This is a genomic window from Pseudomonas sp. BTN1 (genome assembly GCF_001907715.1).
GTDB classification, from domain to species: Bacteria; Pseudomonadota; Gammaproteobacteria; order Pseudomonadales; family Pseudomonadaceae; genus Aquipseudomonas; species Aquipseudomonas paracarnis.
This window is the reverse complement of the sequence record NZ_MPBM01000034.1, coordinates 68612-89825: the sequence shown is the minus strand read 5'-3', so window position 1 is coordinate 89825 and position 21214 is coordinate 68612. Positions and strand designations below refer to the sequence as shown.

Sequence of the window (21214 nt, the reverse complement as noted above, 5' to 3'; positions counted from 1 at the left end):
GCGCCTTTACAGCGTACGCGTGATTTTCAAATGGCGCGCGTACCAAGGCCGTCGTGGTACACGTTTGAACAAGCCCTTGAGCACCTCCTCATCGGCGCCGAAGGTAATGCGCAGGGCCAGCTTCATGACTTCCGGATCCATTTCCATCGAACGCCCTTGTTGCAGTCCCGGTGTGGTACTGCAGCCATGGGTGTCCGGTCCCAGCCAAGGGTCGCCTACTTCAACCCAGCGGCCCTGTGCAAACCAGGCTATGCCGTTGACTTCCAGGCGGTTCACCTCGCCAGGGTTGAAGCGTTCGTGGGCGCGAAACCAGTCTTCGATGCGGTCATCGATCCAGCCGTGGAAATGCCAGAACACCGGGTTTACGTGGGATGAAAACGGGTCGCCAAGAAAGTCGTTCTCCGGCGAATACCAACGTGGGGAAAAGTCCGCGGGGTCACGGGCGAAGGGTACCGGGGCGCCGTTGGACGGGTCGCGAGGCACCGAGGCCCAACGCATATGCAGCCAGTCGTGCAGGCCCAGTTCCATTTCCGAGCCCAACTGGCCCAGGCTCAACTTGGCCAGGTAACGCGGGTCGCGGTATTGGGATTCCCACACCTGGAAATTGCTGTGGTAGGTCTCGGCGGCCTTGATATCGCTGACCCACTGGGTGTAGTCGGCATCATCCGGCGCTGACCAACAGGGCGGCAGGGCGAAACCGTCGTGGTTGTCAAAGTAGCGTACAAAGCCCAGGCGATCGCGCTCCAACGGCGGTTGCGGCTCGGGAAATTGCGGCCAGGAGGGCAAGTCCTGCATGGAACGTGCGGTGCCGAGCATGTGGCGGTGCATGAAGAAGAAGTCGATGCCCGACCCATTGCGGTCCTTGCGCTTGCCGCGGGCGTCGCGTTCCTGGCCACGGGGCCCCGGTTGCCAGCCGATGCCACGCAGGGCCTCGCGTTTTTCTTCGGAGAGCTTGTGCCACTGATCGCGGGTGGCGTGCCACAGTTGGTGAAACAGCCGATGCTCGGGGGAAACCAGCCAGGCCAGCAAGGTGGGGTTAAGGCCGATGCGCTGGCGGGCTTCGGGGAACAGTTGTTTGTGGGCGATAAAACGGTTGTCACGTTCGGGCAGCGCCAAGGGCCGCTCAAGATCGAGGATGTGCCCGCTGAGGGTGGCGCTGCCGGCATTGCCGAAATCGGCCCAGACTTCATCCAGGGTCATTTTGAATTCATAGGCCGGCACGGCGCCGGCGGAATCGCGGTCGATCAAGCGCCAATAGAGCACGGCGCCCTCGCCCGTCAGCAGGTCGCCCAAGACGCGGTAGCGCGGTTCGCCTTCAGCGCGCAGCTGCTCGGCGGTATCCAGGTAACCGCGCAGGCCACGCCCACGGGGAGCGATGTCCAGCAGCAACTCCAGGCCATGCAGCGGCAGGCCCGCAAGGCCCGCATCGCGGCCTTCCAGGCGCAGGCTCCAGACGCCCCGCAGGGTGTTCGCCAGATGCTGGCCCTGGATGTCGGCCAGGTCGACCGTGGCTTCGCCGGGGGTGATGGGAAACTCGTCTTCCCGTGTCAACTCGCGATGGGCATAAAAGGCCGCGGGCACCGCTGCACCGGTCAGCGCCAGGCCTGCGATGAACCCACGTCGAGAGATTGTCATTGGCTACCTTAGGAAACGGCTTGATCAGAGCTAGAACGTTTGCAACCCGATGAAATTTACCGCCCTGCCCCCGCCACCTAAATTTCCCCCGTCATCGCTCGTCCTTCCCTGATAGCAAAGGCCTCAACTGACTGAGATGGCAATGACAAAATCACGTTCGAAAAAGGCGCTGTATATCGGCCTGCCGCTGGCCCTGGCTATCGGCGCCGGGGCTGGCTTGCTGGTCTGGGATCAGTGGTTCAAGGGCAACGCCGGCTACCCGCTGGAGGTGATCAAGCAGGCCAATGAAATGCAGGATCGCCTGTTGTCATTTGACAGCCACATCACCCTGCCCCTGGATTTCGGCACGGCGGGCAATGAGGCCGACAAGGATGGCAGCGGCCAGTTCGACCTGGCCAAGGCCGCCCGCGGCCGATTGTCGGGCGCCGCGCTGACGATCTTCGGCTGGCCGGAAATCTGGAACGGCGATAACGCTCCGCACAAACCCACCGATGGTTTTGTCGAAGAGGCCCGCCACGAGCAGGAGGTGCGCTATAAGATCATCTCCGGCATGGTGCGCGACTTTCCCAACCAGGTGGGCATCGCCTACACCCCGGACGATATGCGCCGCTTGCACGGCGAAGGCAAGTTCGCGATTTTTATCAGCATGCTCAACGCCTACCCCCTGGGCAATGACCTGAACCAGCTGGACCTGTGGGCCGCACGCGGCATGCGCATGTTCGGGTTCAGCTACATCGGCAATAACGCCTGGTCCGACTCGTCGCGCCCGCTGCCGTTTTTCAATGACTCCCCCGACGCCCTTGAAGGCCTGTCGCCGATCGGCCAGCAAGCGGTGCATCGCCTCAATGACCTGGGGGTGATCATCGACGTGTCGCAGATGTCGACCAAGGCCCTGGAGCAGGTCGCGCAGTTGAGCCGCACGCCGATGGTGGCGTCCCATTCGGCGCCTCGGGCGTCAGTGGATATCCCGCGCAACCTCAGCGACAAGGAACTGCAACTGATCAAGAACAGTGGCGGCGTGGTGCAGGTGGTGGGCTTCCCCGCCTACCTGCGCCCCTTGAGCCAGCCGACCCAGGACAAGCTCAATACCTTGCGCGCACGGTTCGACCTGCCGCCACTGCCGAATCTGGCCATGGCCCTGATGCCCGGCGATGCAATCATTGCCGCCTGGCCCGAGCAACGCTTCGGCCAATACGCCAGCGCGCTGTACGGCATTCTCGAGGAAGAGCCCAAGGCCACCCTCAAGGACCTCGGCGACGCCATCGACTACACCGTGCGCAAGATCGGCATCGATCATGTCGGCATTGCCTCGGACTTCAACGACGGCGGCGGCCTCCAGGGCTGGGAGAACGTCGGCGAGGTGCGCAACGTCACCGCCGAACTGATCCAGCGCGGCTACTCCGAAGCCGATATCGCCAAGCTGTGGGGAGGCAACTTCCTGCGGGTGTGGGACCAGGTCCAAAAAGCCGCCAAACCCTTGGCCAACCGCTAACTACTCACGAAGTAAGTCCATGACCGACCGCCGTACATTTCTCAAGCAGGCCGGCGTCTTTGCCGCGAGCCTGCCGCTGGGCACCGCGTTGCTGCCTCAGGCAGTAGCCGCCGCCACGAACGACCCATGGACGGGATTGAAACAACTGTTCAACCAGGACCCCAATTACCTGCATTTTTCCAACTTCCTGGTGGCCTCGCACCCCAGGCCCGTGCGCGAGGCCATCGAACGCTACCGCCAACAGATCGACCGTAACCCTGGCCTGGCCATGGACTGGGACCTGCAGGAAACCTGGAAGCGTGAAGGCCAGGTACGCGAGTGGGCCGGCCGCTACCTGAACGCCACGCCAGCGCAGATCGCCCTGACCGGCAGCACGTCCGAAGGGCTGGCGATGATCTATGGCGGGATCAAGGTGCGCGCCGACCAGGAAATCCTCACCACGGTGCATGAGCATTACGCTACCGAGTTCAGCCTGGACTTCCGGGTACGCAAGGAGCAGACCCAGGTTCGCAAGATACGCCTGTTCAAAAACCCCAATCAGGTCTCGGCCGATGAAGTGCTGGGCAATATCCAGCGCAACATTCGCCCCAACACCCGTGTACTGGGCATGACCTGGGTGCAATCCGGCAGCGGCGTAAAACTGCCCATCGGTGAGATCGGCAAGCTGGTGGACGAACACAACCGCAACCGCGACGAGCCGGACCGCCTGCTCTATATCGTCGATGGTGTGCACGGCTTCGGCGTGGAAGACCTCGACTTCCCCGCTATGCACTGCGACTTCTTCATCGCTGGCACCCACAAGTGGATGTTCGGCCCGCGGGGCACCGGCCTGGTGTGCGCCCGCGAGACCGAAAACAAATACGTCACACCGATGATTCCGACCTTCTCCGAAGACAAAAACTTCGCCACGACCATGACGCCCGGCGGCTACCACGCCTTCGAACATCGCTGGGCCGCCGACGAAGCCTTCAAGTTGCACCTGCAACTGGGCAAGGCGCCGGTGCAGGCACGTATCCATGCCCTCAATACCGAACTCAAGGACCAACTGCTGGCCCACCCGCAGATCGAACTGGTGACACCGCGCAGCCCCGAGCTGTCAGCCGGATTCACCTTCTTTCGGGTCAAGAACCGGGACAGCGATGCCGTCGCGGCCTACCTGATGAAAAACCGCGTGGTGGTGGACGCGGTGGAGCGTGACGTTGGCCCGGTGATTCGCACCTCGCCGGGCCTGCTTAACAACTCCGATGAGATCCAGCGCTTCATGACCCTGCTGAGCCAGCGGTTATGACCCCTTTTCCCTTTGAACGAGACGCCTCCATGACGCCATCCCGACTCAAACCGCTCACCGCACTGGCACTCACCGCCCTGTGCGGCGCCCTGCTGCCCGGCCTGGCCCATGCCGCCGCCCCACAACCGGGCAAGGTCTTCAAAGACTGCAAGGACTGCCCGGAAATGGTGGTGCTGCCCGCCGGCACCTTCACCATGGGTACCCCGGAAGACGAAGTGGGCCGCGAGCCCGACGAAGGCCCCATGCATGCCGTGACCTTCGCCAAGCCGTTCGCCATGAGCCGCTTCCACATCACCGCCGGCGAATGGGACAGCTACGTGCGCCAGACCGGAGTCAAGATCGCCAATGGCGACGACCGCCCCGGCCGCGAATGCATCGCCAGCAAGCCGCGCTACCCCCAGGGGCCACGTCAGCCGGCGGTGTGCATGGACATGGACGACATCAAGCAGTACGTGAGCTGGCTGTCGAAGAAGACCGGGCACACGTACCAAATGGTCAGCGAAGCCCAACGCGAATACGCCGCCCGCGCCGGCACCACCGGCCCGTTCCCCTTCCCGTTCGACGAAGGCAAGGGCTACAGCATCGCCCAGCACGCCAACACCTACGGTCCGGCGGACGGCTACAGCTATTCGTCGCCCGTGGGCAGCTACCCACCGAATGCCTTTGGCATGTATGACATGCACGGCAATGTGTATGAGCGGGTGGCTGATTGCGAGCATCCGAACTACGTCGGCGCGCCAACTGATGGCAGTGCCTGGGTGGAGCCCAACTGCGAGGCCTACCAGATTCGCGGCAATGACTGGGGCGAGGCGCCGGTGTTTTCACGCTCGGGCAATCGCAACAACATCTACCCGCAAACACGGGGGGATTGGATTGGGTTCCGGGTAGTACGCGAACTCTAATACCTTGTAGGAGCGAGGGGACGCCTAGTTCTTGCTCGCTCCTACAGGGTTCAGCCTTGTTTGGCCAACAGCTCCAAGCCTTCATGCAATGCCGGGAACAGGCTGTTGTTGAAGTTGTTCCAGCGCAGCTCAAGGATGGTGTCCTCGGGCGAAATCTCGGTCTTGAGCACGTCGTGGAACACCTCTCCCGAGTCGATGCCGTTATCCACGTAGTGGAATGACGCACCGGTCCAATACAACGGCTCGCACGCCTGAGTCGCCTTGGTTGCCCAGTCGGTAATCGCCTGCCCACGTGCGCCGTACAGCGCATTCCAGGTGGCGTACGCCCCACGGCGTTCGTAAGGCGACTCGAGGCGGGTGATGCCCGGATGAATGTTCATGATGCGCCGTGCAAACGGCGCACCCGGGCGCACCAGTTCGTCGAGGATCACCAGCAAACCATCCAGCACCACGATGTCAGCCTTCAACTCCACCAGGGTGTCATGCAGCCGACGCTCGAAATCCTGCTTGCCGGCGACATGTTCGGCGCTGCCCCGTGGCAGGCGACGATAGGTCGACGGCACGCTGAGCAGCAGGTCATTGACCAACGTGCCTTGCACACGCAAATCCGCCGGGTACAACCACTGGCGACCCGGCTGGTAAGCAAAGCCATAGTCCGCCACCAACTGCTGGTCCCGCGGGTTGTGCTCATCGTCGTCATACACCACGCCTACGAGGTTGTAAGCCTCGCCCAGCGACGTGTCGTTGAGCGAGCCCACCAGAAACTCCAGCACCGATTTCATATAGCGCTCGTGGTCTTTATAGGCCACCGGTTGCCCCGCCTTGTCGGCGGCGGCGTTTCTCAGGGACCAGACATACACCAGGTTCTTTTTCGTCATGTGTTTCGCTCTCGCTCAAAGGGCCACGCACGGCATTGATACACGTGCGCCTACAGAACAAGAACGAACCAGGCCCCGGGCAATTTATCGCCCACTGCCACCGCCCGGCACGCCGCGCTAAATAGTCACGCCACAGCTTCGTTTGTCATGGGTAAGGGTCTGTGTGCCCAGCCCCCTCTTTTTCACTTTCCGGGAAGTATTTATGACCGACCCCAAGCGCGGCGCCTTCAAAGGTTTGCTCGCATTGCTCAGGCCCTTTCGCACCATCGTGACGGTGTCCGTCGCCCTTGGCATGGCGGGCGGCCTGGCCATTACCTTGCTGTTGGCGACGATTAACAATGCCCTGCATTCGGCGGGGGGCATGACCCAGGGTGTGGTGTTGACCTTCGCCGCATTGTGCGTGGTGGCGCTGGTCAGCTCGATCATTTCCGACATCGGCACCAACTACGTCGGGCAACGGATCATTGCCGCCCTGCGCAAGGACCTGGGTGAAAAGGTGCTGTCAGCGCCCATCGGGCAGATCGAGCAATATCGCTCGCACCGCTTGATCCCGGTGCTGACCCACGACGTGGACACCATCAGCGATTTTTCCTTTGCCTTCACGCCCCTGGCCATCGCCGCCACCGTTACCCTGGGATGCCTGGGTTACCTGGCCTACCTGTCCGTGCCGATGTTCCTGATGATGGTGGTCGCAATCATCATCGGCAGCGCCGTGCAATTCATCGCCGGTGGCAAAGGCATTCAGGGCTTCGATCTGGCCCGCAGCCACGAAGATGAATTGCAGCGTTACTACAATGCGATTGCTTCTGGCGCCAAGGAACTGCGCATGCACCGCCCGCGGCGGTTTCGCATGAACACCCACCGCATCCAGGAAACCGCAGACCGCATCAGCGATATCCAGGTGCGTTCGGTCAACATCTATATCCTGGCCAAGACCTTTGGCTCGATGCTGTTCTTCGTGGTCATCGGCCTGGCCCTGGCGATGCAGGCCTACAATCCCAACCCCGATCCCACCGTGATTACCGGCTTCGTGCTGGTACTGCTGTATATGAAAGGCCCGCTGGAACACCTGCTGGGCTATTTGCCCGTCGTTGGCAAGGCGAAGATTGCCTTTGGGCGCATCAGCGAACTGTCGGAGCGCTTTTCTTCGCCCGAGCCCCACTTGTTGATGGACGACAGTGAAGCGCCGAAGCCGGTGGTCAACAGCCTCGAACTGCGCGGCGTCAGCTACAGCCCGCCAGCGGTTGAAGGCAGCCAACCGTTCCACCTGGGGCCGATCAACCTGAGCATCAAACAAGGCGATATCGTGTTTGTCGTCGGCGAGAACGGCAGCGGCAAGACCACCCTGATCAAATTGCTGCTGGGCCTGTATCCGCCTCAGGCGGGTGAGATCCTGCTCAACGGTACAGCGGTGACCGACCCAGCGCGCGACGATTATCGCCAGTTGTTCACCACGGTGTTTTCCGACTATTACCTGTTCGATGACCTGGTACAAGGCAGTGCCACCCAGTCCCTGGACAGCGCCACCCAATACCTTGAGCGCCTGGAAATCGCGCACAAGGTCAGCGTCAAGGACGGTGTGTTCAGCACCACTGACCTGTCCACCGGCCAACGCAAGCGCCTGGCCCTGGTCAATGCCTGGCTGGAGGAGCGCCCGGTACTGGTATTCGACGAATGGGCCGCCGACCAGGACCCGGCCTTCCGCCGCATCTTCTACACCGAGCTGCTGCCGGACCTCAAACGCCTGGGCAAGACCATCATCGTGATCAGCCACGACGACCGTTATTTCGACATCGCCGATCATTTGGTGCGCCTGCGCGCCGGTCAGGTGGTGCATGAGATGGAGCCTGCATGAAGTACCGGAATAATTTTTTCCGGTTTTGCGAAGTAGGAACGTCTCACTAGTGGTAATGAGAACTAAACTCAATAAACACTTAGAATTGCCCACTTAAAACATAGAAGAGAAAGCATCCATGCCAGCACGACTCGGTCTCAGCCCCCTGAGCAAAGCGCTATCCATGCGCCGGGCCCTGAACATCAACCTCTTGCCCAGTACCCTGGCGTTGGCTGTGTCGATGCCGATTGCAGGCTATGTGCAGGCCCAGGAGATCGAGTTGAATATTCCTGCGCAGTCGCTGGGGAGCGCACTGCAGGAATTTGGCCGCCAGACCAATGTGCAAGTGCTCTACAGCCCGGGCGATGTGCAGGGCAAGAACAGCCCCGCCGTCAAGGGCAAGATGCAGCCGCAGCAGGCCATAGCTGCATTGCTGGCCGGTAGCCAGACTACCTATAACCTCAATGGCAATACCTTGACCGTCACTGCTGCTGGTAGCGGTGGCGGGCTGGAGCTGAGCCCGACGCAAGTCACTGGCAACATGCTGGGTAACGTCACCGAGAATACCGGCTCCTATACGCCAGGCTCGATTGCCACCGCAACGCGCCTGGTCCTGACGCCCAAGGAAACCCCGCAATCGGTGACCGTGGTCACGCGTCAGCACATGGACGACTTTGGTCTGAACAGTGTCGACGACGTGATGCGCCACACGCCGGGCATTACCGTTTCAGCCTTCGATACTGAGCGCAGCAACTACTACGCTCGTGGTTTCTCTATCAACAACTTCCAATATGACGGGATCCCTTCCACCGCACGCAACGTGGCTTACTCGGCGGGGAACACGCTGAGCGACATGGCGATCTACGACCGTGTTGAAGTACTCAAGGGCGCGACTGGCCTGCTGACCGGTGCTGGTTCACTGGGGGCCACCATCAACCTGGTACGCAAAAAGCCGACCTCTGAGTTCCAAGGTCATGCCACGCTGGGTGCCGGTTCGTGGGACAACTACCGCAGCGAGTTGGATGTGAGTGGCCCGCTGACCGAGACCGGCAATATCCGTGGCCGGGCCGTCGCCGCCTATCAGGACAAACACTCGTTCATGGACCGTTACGAGCGCAAAAGCCCGACTTACTACGGCATCATGGAGTTCGACCTGTCTCCCGATACCCTGCTGACAGTCGGCGGCGATTATCAGGACAGCCTGCCGAAAGGCTCATCCTGGTCGGGCAGTTTCCCATTGATCGACGCCCAGGGTAATCGCAACGACGTCAAGCGCTCGTTCAACAACGCGGCCGACTGGAGCAGTTGGGAGCAATACACCCGCACCGTCTTCGCCATGTTGGAGCACGACCTGGGGGATGGCTGGATAACCAAACTGCAACTGGATCACAAGATCAACGGCTACCACGCACTCATGGGTTCCATTCAGGGTGACACCCCGGGATTGGATGGTAAGTCACAGCTGACTTCGGGCAAATACACCGGTGAAACCGTCAGTGACTCCGCCGATCTGTATGTGAGCGGCCCCTTCAGCCTGGGAGGCAGGGAGCATGAACTGGTATTCGGCGGTTCCATCAGCGCTTCGGAATGGAATGGCAATGGTTACTGGAACCTCGCCCCCAACCTGGTGGACTTCAATAACTGGCACGGCAACGCACCGCAACCTGATTGGGGCAAACCACAATCGAAAATCGACGACACCGTCCGCCAGACCGGCATGTACATGACAACACGACTGAACCTTGCTGACGACCTGAAGCTGCTGCTCGGTGGCCGGGTAGTCAACTACACGGTGACCGGCTACAACCCTACCTATCGCGAGTCAGGACGCTTTGTACCTTATGTCGGTGCGGTGTACGACCTGAATGACACCTACTCGGTTTACGCCAGCTACACCGATATTTTCATGCCCCAAGAAAGCTATAACCGCGACAGGGACAACAAGCTGCTTGAGCCGGACGAAGGCCAGAATTGGGAGTTGGGTGTAAAGGCCGACTTCCTGGATGGTCGTGTAAACGCCAGTGCGGCCTACTTCGAGATCCATGAAGACAACCGTTCCGTTTCGGACGATGACTACAACAACTTGAAACCTACCCCCTCGAACTACGCGTTCAAAGGCACCCAGGCCGTGACGAAGGGGTACGAGCTGGAGATGTCCGGCGAACTGGCTCCGGGCTGGCAGCTCCAGGCTGGCTATACGCACAAGATTGTGCGTGACGACAAAGACGTCAAGATTTCCACTTTCGAACCCGAAGACCAGGTCAGCCTGTACACCACTTACAAGCTCAAGGGTAATCTTGACAAGTTGACCGTTGGCGGTGGCGCTCGCTGGCAGAGCGTAGGCTGGCAGAATATCTATAACTCTCCCCGTGGTGGCTACGAGGAGTTCTCTCAAGAAGCGTACTGGTTGGTGGACCTGATGACCCGTTATCAATTCACTAAAAACGTGTCGGCGACGCTGAACATCAACAACGTTTTCGACAAGTCCTATTACACCAACATCGGCTTCTACAATTCTGCCGCTTATGGTGAACCCCGTAACTTCATGCTCAGCACTCGCTGGGACTTCTAAAGCAGGATCAGACGCCCCGAGGCAATGACTGCCCGGGGCGGTTTGTTTGTCCGAATTATAGATAGGGCCATAAAAAAGCCCCCAGTCGCTCAAGGTGACTGGGGGCTTTTCATATTGGCCTCTGGTCAGCTCATCGCGGCAGCGAAGCTATGGACGAACTCTGCGTTATCGATTAATCGGTCATGGCTGGTCTCGATCAACACTGAGCGCTCGATCGTTGATTGCACTGCAACTTCCAGCATGCTCGCCTCAATCAATTGATGATGTACCCCAGTACGACTCAAGGTCGCCCACCAGCAACTTATCGGTGCCTTGATCGCCTTGAAGTCGGCATCGTGCAGGCGCTGCCCGAGAATGCGGTCAACCTCCCAGGAAATCTGCGCTTCGTGGCCACTGAGCAACTCATCCTTGAGCTCGCCAAAACGCGAGCCCAGGGTTTCCTCGGCCCAGTGGCTGAATGCAGTCCATTGCTCGCCTTCTGCAGCCTCTAAGCATTGCAGCTCGGACCAGTGGGCATGAATCTGCTGGGAGAACTCAGGGAACATCACCTCCAACAGTTCCACACGCCGTTCATTGGCAGAAATATCTCTTTCGTCAACCATCACCGTCGTATCCCAAAACGGCTTGACCCACTGCGGCGGGGATGCGTCGATCCAGCCAACACACTCGACCTGTCGGCCCGCCTGCTCCAGGCCATAGGCGACTTCCATCGCCAGGTTGCCCCCCAGCGACCAACCGGCCAAACGGAACGGACCCTCGGGCTGAGCCTTCAACAATTGCGTCGTGTAGTCCTCGACCATTGCAGCCCAGGCAGGCACCTCGCTGCCCTCCTCGGCCAAGGCGCGACACATCACCCCCATCACCGGCCTGTGCTCACGCAACGCAAGGGCAATCGCCTTGTAACAATGCACCGAGCCATAGCTGGGATGGAACAGGTACAACGGTGTTCCACGGCTTTGACTGTTGAGCCTCACGATCAACGAACTGCCAGCGCTTCCCTCAAGGCAAGCCGCCTGCCCTGCGACGCTCGGATTGAGCATCAACTGACTCACCGACAACTCCACGCCAACAGCTTTGCGGATGCGCTCCTTGAGCATCAGGACCAGCAACGAATGCCCGCCCAACTCGAAGAAGTTATCTTCGACACTCACCTGCTCAAGCTCCAGGACTTCGCGCCAAATGGCTACAAGTGTTTGCTCCAGCGTATTGCGCGCTGCGACGAAGTGCCGTTCGTGCAAGTTTGAATCCGGCGCAGGCAACGCCTTGCGATCCAGTTTGCCGTTGGGGCTCAGTGGCATATGGTCCAGCAGTACCCACTGCGCAGGCACCATGTAGTCCGGCACATGTGCCAATAAATGAGTGCTCAGTGCATCACGCCAGGCGAGTGTCGAATCCTGCAGCACCACATACCCAACGAGATACTTGCCTTCATGCACTTGCACCGAGGCGTCGCGCACCAGTGGATGCTCCAGCAAGCGCGCCTCGATCTCACCCAGCTCTATGCGCAAACCGCGTAGTTTTACTTGATGATCCAGGCGCCCAATGTATTCGATCACGCCATCCCTGCGCTGTCGCACCCGGTCGCCGGTACGATACAACCGCGTGCCAGGCTGGAACGGGCACGGTACAAACCGCTCTGCGGTCAGGCTGGGACGTCGATGGTAACTGCGTGCCAGCCCGACGCCCCCCAGGTACAACTCGCCCGCAACGCCCACCGCGACTGGCTGCAACTGCGCATCCAGCACGTAAGTGCGCAGATTGGAAATGGGTCTGCCAATCGGCACGCTGTCACGATGCTCATCGACGCACGTCCAGTGAGTCACATCAATCGCAGCCTCAGTCGGTCCATACAGGTTGAACAAGCCCGTATTCGGCAGCTCGGCGAATACGTGTTGCTGCACCCCCACCGGCAAGGCTTCGCCACTACAGATGATACGGCGCAACCCCTGACAGCTGGCCACCTGTGAATCCTGCAGGAATGCGTGCAGCATGGAAGGCACGAAATGCAGGGTGGTCACTTGGTGCCGATTGATCAACTCCACCAACTTCGATGGATCCCGATGATCTCCAGGGGCCGCTACCACCAGCCGTGCACCGGTCATCAAGGGCCAGAAAAACTCCCATACCGATACGTCAAAACTGAACGGTGTCTTTTGCAACACCGTATCTTCGGCGCCGAGCGTATAAGCCTGTTGCATCCATAGCAACCGATTGGTCAACGCACAGTGACGGTTACCCGCCCCTTTCGGCTGGCCGGTGGAACCGGAGGTGTAAATGACGTAAGCGAGATTTTCCGCGTCTACGGCCACATCAGGATCGGTATCGGCATACTCGCTCAGCCAGTGATCGTCGGGCTCGATCACCAGACAGTGCGAGGGCGTGCTGACCGGTAAGGCCTGTAACAAATGCGCCTGCGTCAGCAGCAGCGGTACGTTGCTGTCTTGCAGCATGTAGGCCAGGCGTTCGCGCGGGTAGTCCGGGTCCAGCGGCACATAGGCGCCACCTGCCTTAAGCACAGCCAGAAGTGCTACCACCATTTCAATGGAGCGTTCCATCGCCACACCTACCAACACATCAGGCGCGACACCGGCCTGGATCAAGCGGTGCGCCAATCGATTGGCTCGTGCATTCAACTGCGTATAACTCAGTGTCTGAGCGCCAAACACCAAAGCCTGGGCATTCGGTGTGCGCCGCACTTGCGCTTCGATCTGCCTCTGCACGCTGTCTTCCAACCGATAATCCTGCGCCGTGTCGTTCCACTGTTCGACTATCACCTGATGCTCAAGAGGTTCCAATAGCGGTAGCTGAGCGACACGCTGGTGAGGGTCATCCAACATGGCCTGCAACAGGTTCTGCCAATGGCGCGCCATGCGATTGGGCGTGGCGGCATCGAACAGGTCGGTCGCATAAGTCAGGGTTGCCCATAGCCCATCGACGGTTTCCTGTGTGTCCAGGCTCAAATCGAACTGAGCGGTTTGCGTGCCCCACTCCAAGCTTTCAATCCTCAGGTCGTGTAGTTGCTGGCTCGTACTGGCTAGACGCGCTTGACTCTGATGATTGAAAAGCACCTGAAACAACGGATTGCGGCTCAAGCTGCGTTCAGGTTGCAGGGCTTCGACCAATTGCTCGAACGGCAAGTCCTGATGGCTTTGGGCGTCCAACGCCCGGTGCTTGGCCTGCTGCAACAGCTGGGTGACCGTCAGCTGCGCATCGATATCGCCCTTTAGCACTTGGGTGTTGACGAAAAAACCTACCAGGCGCTCGGTTTCGACCCGGTTACGATTGGCAATAGGCACACCCACGCGAATATCCTGCTGCCCGCTGTAGCGGTGCAGTAGAGCCTGGAACGACGCCAACAAAACAATGAACAGCGTGACATCCTCACGCTGCGCCAGGGCCTTGAGCCCCGCCACTAGTGCCGGTGCAAGCTTGATCTCCAGGCTTGCACCACGAAAGCTCTGCACCGAAGGTCGCGGCCGATCAAGGGGTAGCTCCAACACTGACGGCTCACCGCCAAGCAGAGCCTGCCAGTAACCCATTTGCCGATCGCGTTCACCACCCGTCATCCAGTCACGCTGCCACTGGGCATAGTCAGCATATTGAATCGGCAATGCCGGCAGTTGCAGGTCCTGGCCCTGGCTGTAGGCGGCATAAAGTTGCACCAACTCATCCACCATCACCTGCATTGACCAGCCATCGGAAACGATATGGTGCTGCACGAGCACCAACACATGGTCGTCTTCGGCCAGGCGCAACAAGGTTACGCGCAGCAACGGCCCTTGCTGCAGATCGAAAGGTTGCGCGATCTCGGTCTCTACCCGACGCTGCATGTCCGCCTCATTGACCTGCTCATGAAGGATGGCCACAGTGCCGTTTTCACGGATTATCTGGAAGGCCTGCCCTTCGTCCTGATGTACCTGCGTTCGCAGGCTTTCATGACGGGCTACCAGACTGTCGAAACTGCGTTGCAAAGCCGCATGATCCAGCCAGCCACGCAAGCGCAAGGTGCTGGGTACATGGTAGGCCGCACTGTGCGGATCCAATTGCCAGAGAAACCACTGGCGCTCCTGGGCATAAGACAGCGCCAACGGCTGTTGACGGCTGACCGGCAGGATCTGAAGCACACTTGCCTGTGATTCATGGGAGTTGCACAGGGTCTCGACAAACCCCTGCAGTCGCGGTTGCTCAAACATTGTTCTGAGGGGTACTTCCCGACCCAACAGTTGACGCAGGCGCGAAATTACCTGCATCGCCAATAATGAATGCCCCCCCGATTCAAAAAAGTGATCGGCCAGACCGACACGCTCCACGCCCAGGATCTGGGCCCAGATGGCCGCCACCTGTTGCTCCAACTCGCTCTCGGGCGCCACATACACCTGCTGCATCTGACTCACATCCGGCAGCGGCAAGCCCTTGCGGTCGAGCTTGCCGTTGGGGGTCAGCGGCATACGCTCAAGGAACATCAAATGCGTCGGCACCATGTAGTCCGGCAAGCGGGTTTTCAAGGCGCGCCGCAAGGTTTCGCGACCGGTGGATTGAGCGACAGCATCATCCAGGAGCGTCGGGTCCAGTGGTACGACATAGGCCACCAGTTGTTTGCCGGTCGGCCCCTCTTGGGCGACCACCACGGTTTCACCGACACTGGCTTGCTCACGCAAGCGCGCTTCGATTTCCCCCAGTTCGATACGGAAACCGCGGATCTTCACCTGATGGTCCACACGCCCCAGGTAATCCACCACGCCATCCGGACGCCCACGGGTCAGGTCGCCGCTGCGATACACGCGACTGCCAGGCTTGCCGAACGGGTCCGGCACGAAGCGTTCGGCGGTTAACGCCGGACGCTCCAGATAACCGCGGGCCACGCCCTCGCCGCCCAGGTACAACTCGCCGGCCACGCCGATGGGTTGCAGGTTCAGTTGCGCATCCAACACGTAGCCACTGCGGTTACCCAACAAGGTGCCGATCGGCGCATAGACGGCGCCACAGGGGTCGCCCTTGCGTGCCTTCCACAGCAGCGGCGTGACCACGGTTTCCGTCGGGCCATAGCCGTTGAACAGGTACTTGGGTTTCAGCGCGCGCCACGCCAGGTCGTAGCTGGCTTGAGCCACGGCATCACCGCCAAAGCAGTACACCCGCACCGCCGGCGGGTTGCCGTCGCGCTCGGCATGTTCGGCCAACTGTTGCAGGTACACCGGTGGGAACACCGCCATGGTCACGTTGTGACGATGCATCTGCTCGTAGGTGTACTCCGGCAGCCACAGGCTGTCGTCCCGGATCAACACGCTGGCGCCGTTGATCAGCGGGTGCATCCAGCCTTCGTGGGAGCCGTCGAAAGCGAACGACATGAAGTGCAGCTCGCAATCGGCCGGCGAGGTCTCATAGCGTTCGCCAGTGGCGATGATATGCGCCACCAGCGGGCCGTGTGACACCGCCACGCCCTTGGGCAAACCGGTGGAGCCGGAGGTGTAGATCACGTAGGCAAGGTTGTCGCCGTCCAGCGCCACAGTCGGGGCCGCATCGCTGTAATCCGACCAGGCTTGCACCTGATCCACCGCCAAGGCTTCGAGGCCGTCCGGGATCGGCAACCGGTGTTGCACGGCCGAATGGGTCAACAGCAATTTCGAGCGGCTGTCTTGCATCATGTACAGCAGGCGATCACGTGGGTATTCGATATCCAGCGGCACATACACACCGCCGGCTTTCATCACCGCCAGGAACGCCACCATGATCTCGGCACTGCGCGGCATGGCGATGGCCACCCGCACTTCCGGGCCGACGCCACGGGCGATCAAGGCATGGGCCAGGCGGTTGGCCTGGCGATCCAGTTCACCGTAAGTCAGGGTTTGCGCGTCGAATTTAACCGCCACTGCGTCCGGGGTTTGCCGGGCGCGATCGCCGACCAATTCGTGCACCAGGCGCTCGGCCGAAAAGCCAGACTCCGTGCGGTTCCACAGTTGCAGGATCTGTTGTTGTTCGGTCGCGTCCAGCAGGCTCAACTGGCTGAGCTGCTGTCGTGGGTTGGCGACCATACCTTGCAGCAGGTTCTGCCAGTGACGCGCCATGCGTTGCACGGTGCTGGCTTCGAACAGGTCCTGGGCATAACCCAAGGTGGCCCATATACCTTCGGTGGACTCCTGAATATCCAGGTCCAGGTCGAAATGTGCGGTCTTGCTGTCCCAGTCCAGGCCTTCTACCCGCAGCCCTGGCAATTGGTGCTGAACCTGAGCCTGGCCGACGTCAGTCTGATGATTGAACATGACCTGGAACAGCGGGTTGTGGCTCAGGCTACGCTCAGGTTGCAGGGCTTCGACCAGTTGTTCGAACGGTAAATCCTGGTGGGCCTGGGCTTCCAGGGCGCGTTGCCGAACGTGCTGCAGCAACTGCTCGACACTCATCTGCCCATGCACATCGGCCTTGAGCACCTGGGTGTTGACGAAGAAACCAATCAAGCGCTCGGTCTCGCTGCGATTGCGGTTGGCAATCGGCACGCCGACACGTATTTCTTCCTGGCCGCTGTAGCGGTGCAACAAGGTCTGGAACGATGCCAGCAACAACATGAACAGGGTCACGCCCTGCTGTTGGGCCAAAGCCTTGAGCCCCTGAGTGAGTTCCGGCGTCAGCTCGAATGCCAGGCGTGCGCCGCGGTGGCTCTGCACAGCCGGGCGCTGGTGATCGAACGGTAACTCCAGCACGCTCTGCTCACCGCCCAACAGCTCACGCCAGTAGGCCAGTTGACGTTGCTTCTCACCGGCGTCCATCCAGCTGCGCTGCCATACGGCGTAGTCGGCATACTGGATCGGCAGCGCCGGCAACTGCACGTCCTGGCCCTGGCTGTAACCGGCATACAACTGCACCAGTTCCTCGACCACCAACTGCATCGACCAACCATCAGAGACGATGTGATGCTGCACCAACACCAACACATGCTCGTCGGCGGCCAGGCGCAACAGCGTGACACGCAGCAACGGGCCTTCTTGCAGGTCGAACGGCTGGGCGATCAGCGCTTGCACCCTGGCGTTGAGCTGGGCTTCATCGGCATCGGCCTGGGTGATCGGCAAGGACATTGGCGGCTCAATCACTTGCACCGCGCCGTCGTGATCCTGGCGGATATAAGTGCGCAGGCTTTCATGACGCGCCAGCAAGCTATCGAAACTGCGTTGCAACGCAGCCAGGTCCAATTGCCCTTTCAGGCGCAGCGCGCTGGGAATGTGATACGCCGCGCTGTGGGGTTCCAGTTGCCAGAGAAACCATTGTCGCTCCTGGGCGTAAGACAGCGGCAACGGCTGCACGCGCCCGGCCGACAGCAGGGCCGGCGCCGTTGGCGATGAGCTCTCCTGGGCTTGCATGGCCGCGACAAACGCCTCCAGCCGCGGGTGTTCGAACACGGCTTTGAGCGGCACTTCCAGGCTCAGCGTCTGGCGGATGCGTGACACCACCTGCATCGCCAGCAAGGAATGCCCGCCCAGTTCGAAGAAGTGCTGGTTCAAGCCCACCCGTTCGGCCCCCAAAATAGCCGCCCAGATCGCCGCCACCTGTTGTTGCAACGGGGTGACCGGCACTCGCCAATCCTGTTGTTCCACGCTGGCATCTGGCTTGGGCAGGGCCTGGCGATCCAGCTTGCCGTTGGGGTTGAGCGGCATGCGCTCGAGGAAGATCAGGTGCGCCGGCACCATGTAGTCCGGCAGGTGGTCGCGCAAGGTGGCCATCAGCTGTTCGCCCACCTCGGCGCGCTCGGTTTCAGACAGCGTCTGCGCAGGTACCAGGTAGGCCAGCAGTTGGTTGTCGGCAGCCAGCAACAGCGCTTCACGCACGCTGTCCTGGGCCAGCAGCACAGTTTCGATCTCACCCAGTTCTATGCGAAAACCACGGACCTTGACCTGGTGATCGACCCGCCCGACATACTCCACCACACCATCGGCGCGATAGCGCGCCAGGTCGCCGGTGCGGTACAGGCGCTCGCCGGATGGGCTGAACGGGTCAGCGACAAAGCGCTCGGCGGTCAGGCCTGGCCGCTGCAAATACGCACGGGCCAAGCCATTGGCGCTGGCGATATAGAGTTCACCCACGGCGCCCAGCGGTAGCAGGTTCAGGTCACGGTCCAGCACATACAGGCCACGCCCTGGTAGCGCCCGGCCAATGGGGCTGGCACCGCCGGCGCTGACGGCGCTCGGGTCAGTGCAGTCCAGCACGCTGGAAACCACGGTGGCCTCGGTAGGCCCGTAGGTATTGAGCAAGCGCACATGGCCGAGCCCGGCGCGCTGCCACAACAGCGGGCCGTCCAACGGCATGGCTTCGCCGCCGATATGGATCTGGCGCAAGGCACCATAGGTCCTTGGGCCTGCTGCCAGGCAATCTTGCAGGAACAGCTTCCAGTAGGCCGTGGGCAAGTCGGCCAGGGTAATGCCCTGGGCAATGATCTGCCGATACAGCTCGGCACCGTCCCACAACTGCGGGCCACGCAGTACCACGGTGGCACCAAGGGTCAGCGCCGGGTACAGCTGCTCGACGAAACCGTCGAAGTTCAAGGTGGCAAACTGCAACACTCGGTCCTGGGCAACCAACTGCGAGTAATCCGCCGCGATGCCAGCGAACTCACTCAGTGCTGCATGGCTGATGGCAACCCCCTTGGGCTTGCCTGTGGAGCCGGAGGTATAGATCACATACGCCAGGCTCTGGGGCTCGACCTCAACCGGCAAATTATCGTCGGCACGCAACGCCAACTGCGCCTGGACCCGGTCGATGTCCACCGCCAGCACCTGGGCCGGCAACGGCAGGCGCCCATGCAGGTGCGATTGGGTCAACACCAGGCCCACACCACTGTCCTCAAGCATATGCGCCAGGCGTTCGCGGGGGTACTCAGGGTCCAGCGGCACATAGGCCGCTCCTGTCTTGAGCACCGCGAGCAAGCTGACCACCATGGCAAAGGAGCGCTCCACGGCGATCCCCACCAGCCCTTGAGGGCCGACGCCCTGAGCCAGCAGATAATGCGCCAGGCGGTTGGCCTGACGGTTCAGTTCCCCATAGCTGAGGGTCTGCTCATCCAGGGCCAGGGCTTGACGTTCCGGCTGCTGATCAGCCTGGGCTTCAAACAGCCGGTGTACAGCCTCAAAGGGGGTGACACCGGCCGGGGTGTTCCAGTCCTGGAGCATCCTGTGTTGCTCAGCGGCACCCACTATTGGCAGTTCACAGAGGCGGCTGCGGGGTGCGCTCACCACCGCCTGCAGCAGGTGTTGCCAGTGTTGCGCCAAGCGCTCGATGGTGGCGGCGTCGAACAGGTGGGTGGCGTAGGTCAGCGCGGCCCAAAGCCCGTCGGCGGATTCATGGGTGTCCAGGCTCAGGTCAAAATGGGTGGTCTGGCTGTCCCAGTCCAGTTCCACCACACGCAGGCCCGGCAACTGTTGGCCTTCGCGGCCGCCCTGGGCCTCGGTCTGGTGGTTGAACATCACCTGGAACAACGGGTTATGGCTCAAGCTGCGTTCAGGCTGCAATGCCACCACCAGTTGCTCGAACGGCAGGTCCTGATGGGCCTGGGCCTCCAGGGCGCGGCGTTTGGTTTGTTGCAGCAGCTCGGCAAAGCTCATCTGCCCGTCAAGGTCAGCCTTGAGTACCTGGGTGTTGACAAAGAAGCCGATCAGCCGCTCGGTTTCGACACGGTTACGGTTGGCGTTCGGCACGCCAATGCGGATATCCGACTGCCCGCTGTAGCGATACAACAGGGCTTGGAACGACGCCAGCAGTAGCATGAACGCGGTCACGCCCTCTTGCTGCGCCAGGCGCTTGAGCCCCGCCACCAGCGTCGGTTGCAGATGCACCTGCAGGCTTGCACCGCGATGGCTTTGCTGCGCCGGGCGCGGGCGGTCAAGCGGCAATTCCAGCACCGGTTGCTCGCCGCCCAGCAGGGCCTGCCAATACGCGAGTTGGCGCGCCTGTTCCCCGGCTTCCATCCAGCCGCGTTGCCACAGCGCGTAGTCGGCGTACTGGATCGGCAGCTCCGGAAGTTGCAGGTCATGGCCCTGGCTATGGGCGGCGTAGAGCTGCACCAGTTCCTCCACCATCACCTGCATCGACCAGCCATCGGAGACGATGTGGTGCTGCACCATCACCAGCACATGCTCATCCTCGGCCAGTTGCAACAGCGTCACACGCAACAACGGGGCCTGGTGCAAATCGAACGGCCGCGCCACCTCCTCTTCCACCCGCGCCATCAACTGCGCTTGGTCGACGTGCGCCTGCTGGATCTGCACCCGTGCCTGCGGCATCACTGCCTGCCACAGGCGTTGACCGTCATCGACCAATTGCGTGCGCAAGCTTTCATGCCGGGCTAGCAGGCTGTCGAAACTCCGTTGCAACGCTGCCAGGTCCAAGTGCCCCTGCAAACGCAGGGCGCCTGGGATGTGATAGGCGGTGCTGTCCTTGTCCAGTTGCCAAAGGAACCACTGGCGTTCCTGGGCGTAAGACAACGTCGGTGTGTCGCTGTCGTGGCGGGTGGGAGCAATCGGCAGTTGAGCGAAACTCATGCCCCGGCTTTGCAGGCGCTGGTAAAACTGCTGGCGCTGCTCCAGAGGCAAGCGAAGAAAGCGCGACACCAGGTCGATATTAGGGTTGGAAAGCAT

At 61.0% G+C, this 21214-nt stretch carries 8 protein-coding genes; 5 read left to right on the top strand and 3 right to left on the bottom strand.

Annotated features, from left to right (window positions below; all coding sequences use genetic code 11):
- Positions 1–6: 6 nt before the first annotated feature.
- Positions 7–1635: a PvdJ/PvdD/PvdP-like protein gene (locus BMH52_RS17540; protein WP_073844476.1), complete on the bottom strand. Its 1629-nt coding sequence runs from the start codon at positions 1633–1635 to the stop codon at positions 7–9.
- A gap of 142 nt (positions 1636–1777) precedes the next feature.
- Between BMH52_RS17540 and pvdM the strand changes: the two genes are divergently transcribed.
- From pvdM to BMH52_RS17525, 3 genes are read left to right on the top strand one after another with little or no spacing between them, the layout of a single operon-like run.
- The gene (gene pvdM / locus BMH52_RS17535) at positions 1778–3127 is read left to right on the top strand and encodes a pyoverdine-tailoring dipeptidase-like protein PvdM (protein ID WP_019816836.1); all 1350 of its coding nucleotides are present in this window, start codon (positions 1778–1780) and stop codon (positions 3125–3127) included.
- Positions 3128–3146: 19 nt separating this feature from the next.
- Positions 3147–4415, top strand: coding sequence for an aminotransferase class V-fold PLP-dependent enzyme (locus tag BMH52_RS17530; RefSeq protein ID WP_072434035.1), 1269 nt, complete (start codon positions 3147–3149; stop codon positions 4413–4415).
- A 29-nt stretch (positions 4416–4444) separates the two neighbouring features.
- Complete coding sequence (locus BMH52_RS17525; RefSeq protein ID WP_014718817.1) at positions 4445–5317, top strand: formylglycine-generating enzyme family protein; 873 nt, start codon at positions 4445–4447, stop codon at positions 5315–5317.
- Between the two features lie 50 nt (positions 5318–5367).
- On the opposite strand, the gene BMH52_RS17520 is transcribed toward BMH52_RS17525, so the two are convergent.
- Entirely contained in the window at positions 5368–6195 is an 828-nt protein-coding gene (locus tag BMH52_RS17520; RefSeq protein WP_014718818.1) for a N(5)-hydroxyornithine transformylase PvdF, read from the bottom strand.
- A gap of 202 nt (positions 6196–6397) precedes the next feature.
- Between BMH52_RS17520 and BMH52_RS17515 the strand changes: the two genes are divergently transcribed.
- On the top strand, positions 6398–8050 hold the full coding sequence (locus tag BMH52_RS17515) for a cyclic peptide export ABC transporter (protein WP_014718819.1): 1653 nt from the start codon (positions 6398–6400) through the stop codon (positions 8048–8050).
- 118 nt (positions 8051–8168) lie between these two features.
- Complete coding sequence (locus BMH52_RS17510) at positions 8169–10601, top strand: TonB-dependent siderophore receptor (protein ID WP_014718820.1); 2433 nt, start codon at positions 8169–8171, stop codon at positions 10599–10601.
- Between the two features lie 125 nt (positions 10602–10726).
- Here the strand turns inward: BMH52_RS17510 and BMH52_RS17505 are convergent, their stop codons facing one another.
- The gene (locus BMH52_RS17505; protein ID WP_073844474.1) at positions 10727–21214 is read right to left on the bottom strand and encodes a non-ribosomal peptide synthetase; all 10488 of its coding nucleotides are present in this window, start codon (positions 21212–21214) and stop codon (positions 10727–10729) included.

Bases quoted from the DNA above. Each gene is read 5' to 3' on its own strand.
- BMH52_RS17525 (WP_014718817.1), top strand. From the start codon at position 4,445: ATGACGCCATCCCGACTCAAACCGCTCACCGCACTGGCACTCACCGCC.
- BMH52_RS17505 (WP_073844474.1), bottom strand. From the start codon at position 21,214: ATGCTTTCCAACCCTAATATCGACCTGGTGTCGCGCTTTCTTCGCTTG.
- pvdM (WP_019816836.1), top strand. From the start codon at position 1,778: ATGACAAAATCACGTTCGAAAAAGGCGCTGTATATCGGCCTGCCGCTG.
- BMH52_RS17515 (WP_014718819.1), top strand. From the start codon at position 6,398: ATGACCGACCCCAAGCGCGGCGCCTTCAAAGGTTTGCTCGCATTGCTC.
- BMH52_RS17510 (WP_014718820.1), top strand. From the start codon at position 8,169: ATGCCAGCACGACTCGGTCTCAGCCCCCTGAGCAAAGCGCTATCCATG.
- BMH52_RS17520 (WP_014718818.1), bottom strand. From the start codon at position 6,195: ATGACGAAAAAGAACCTGGTGTATGTCTGGTCCCTGAGAAACGCCGCC.
- BMH52_RS17540 (WP_073844476.1), bottom strand. From the start codon at position 1,635: ATGACAATCTCTCGACGTGGGTTCATCGCAGGCCTGGCGCTGACCGGT.
- BMH52_RS17530 (WP_072434035.1), top strand. From the start codon at position 3,147: ATGACCGACCGCCGTACATTTCTCAAGCAGGCCGGCGTCTTTGCCGCG.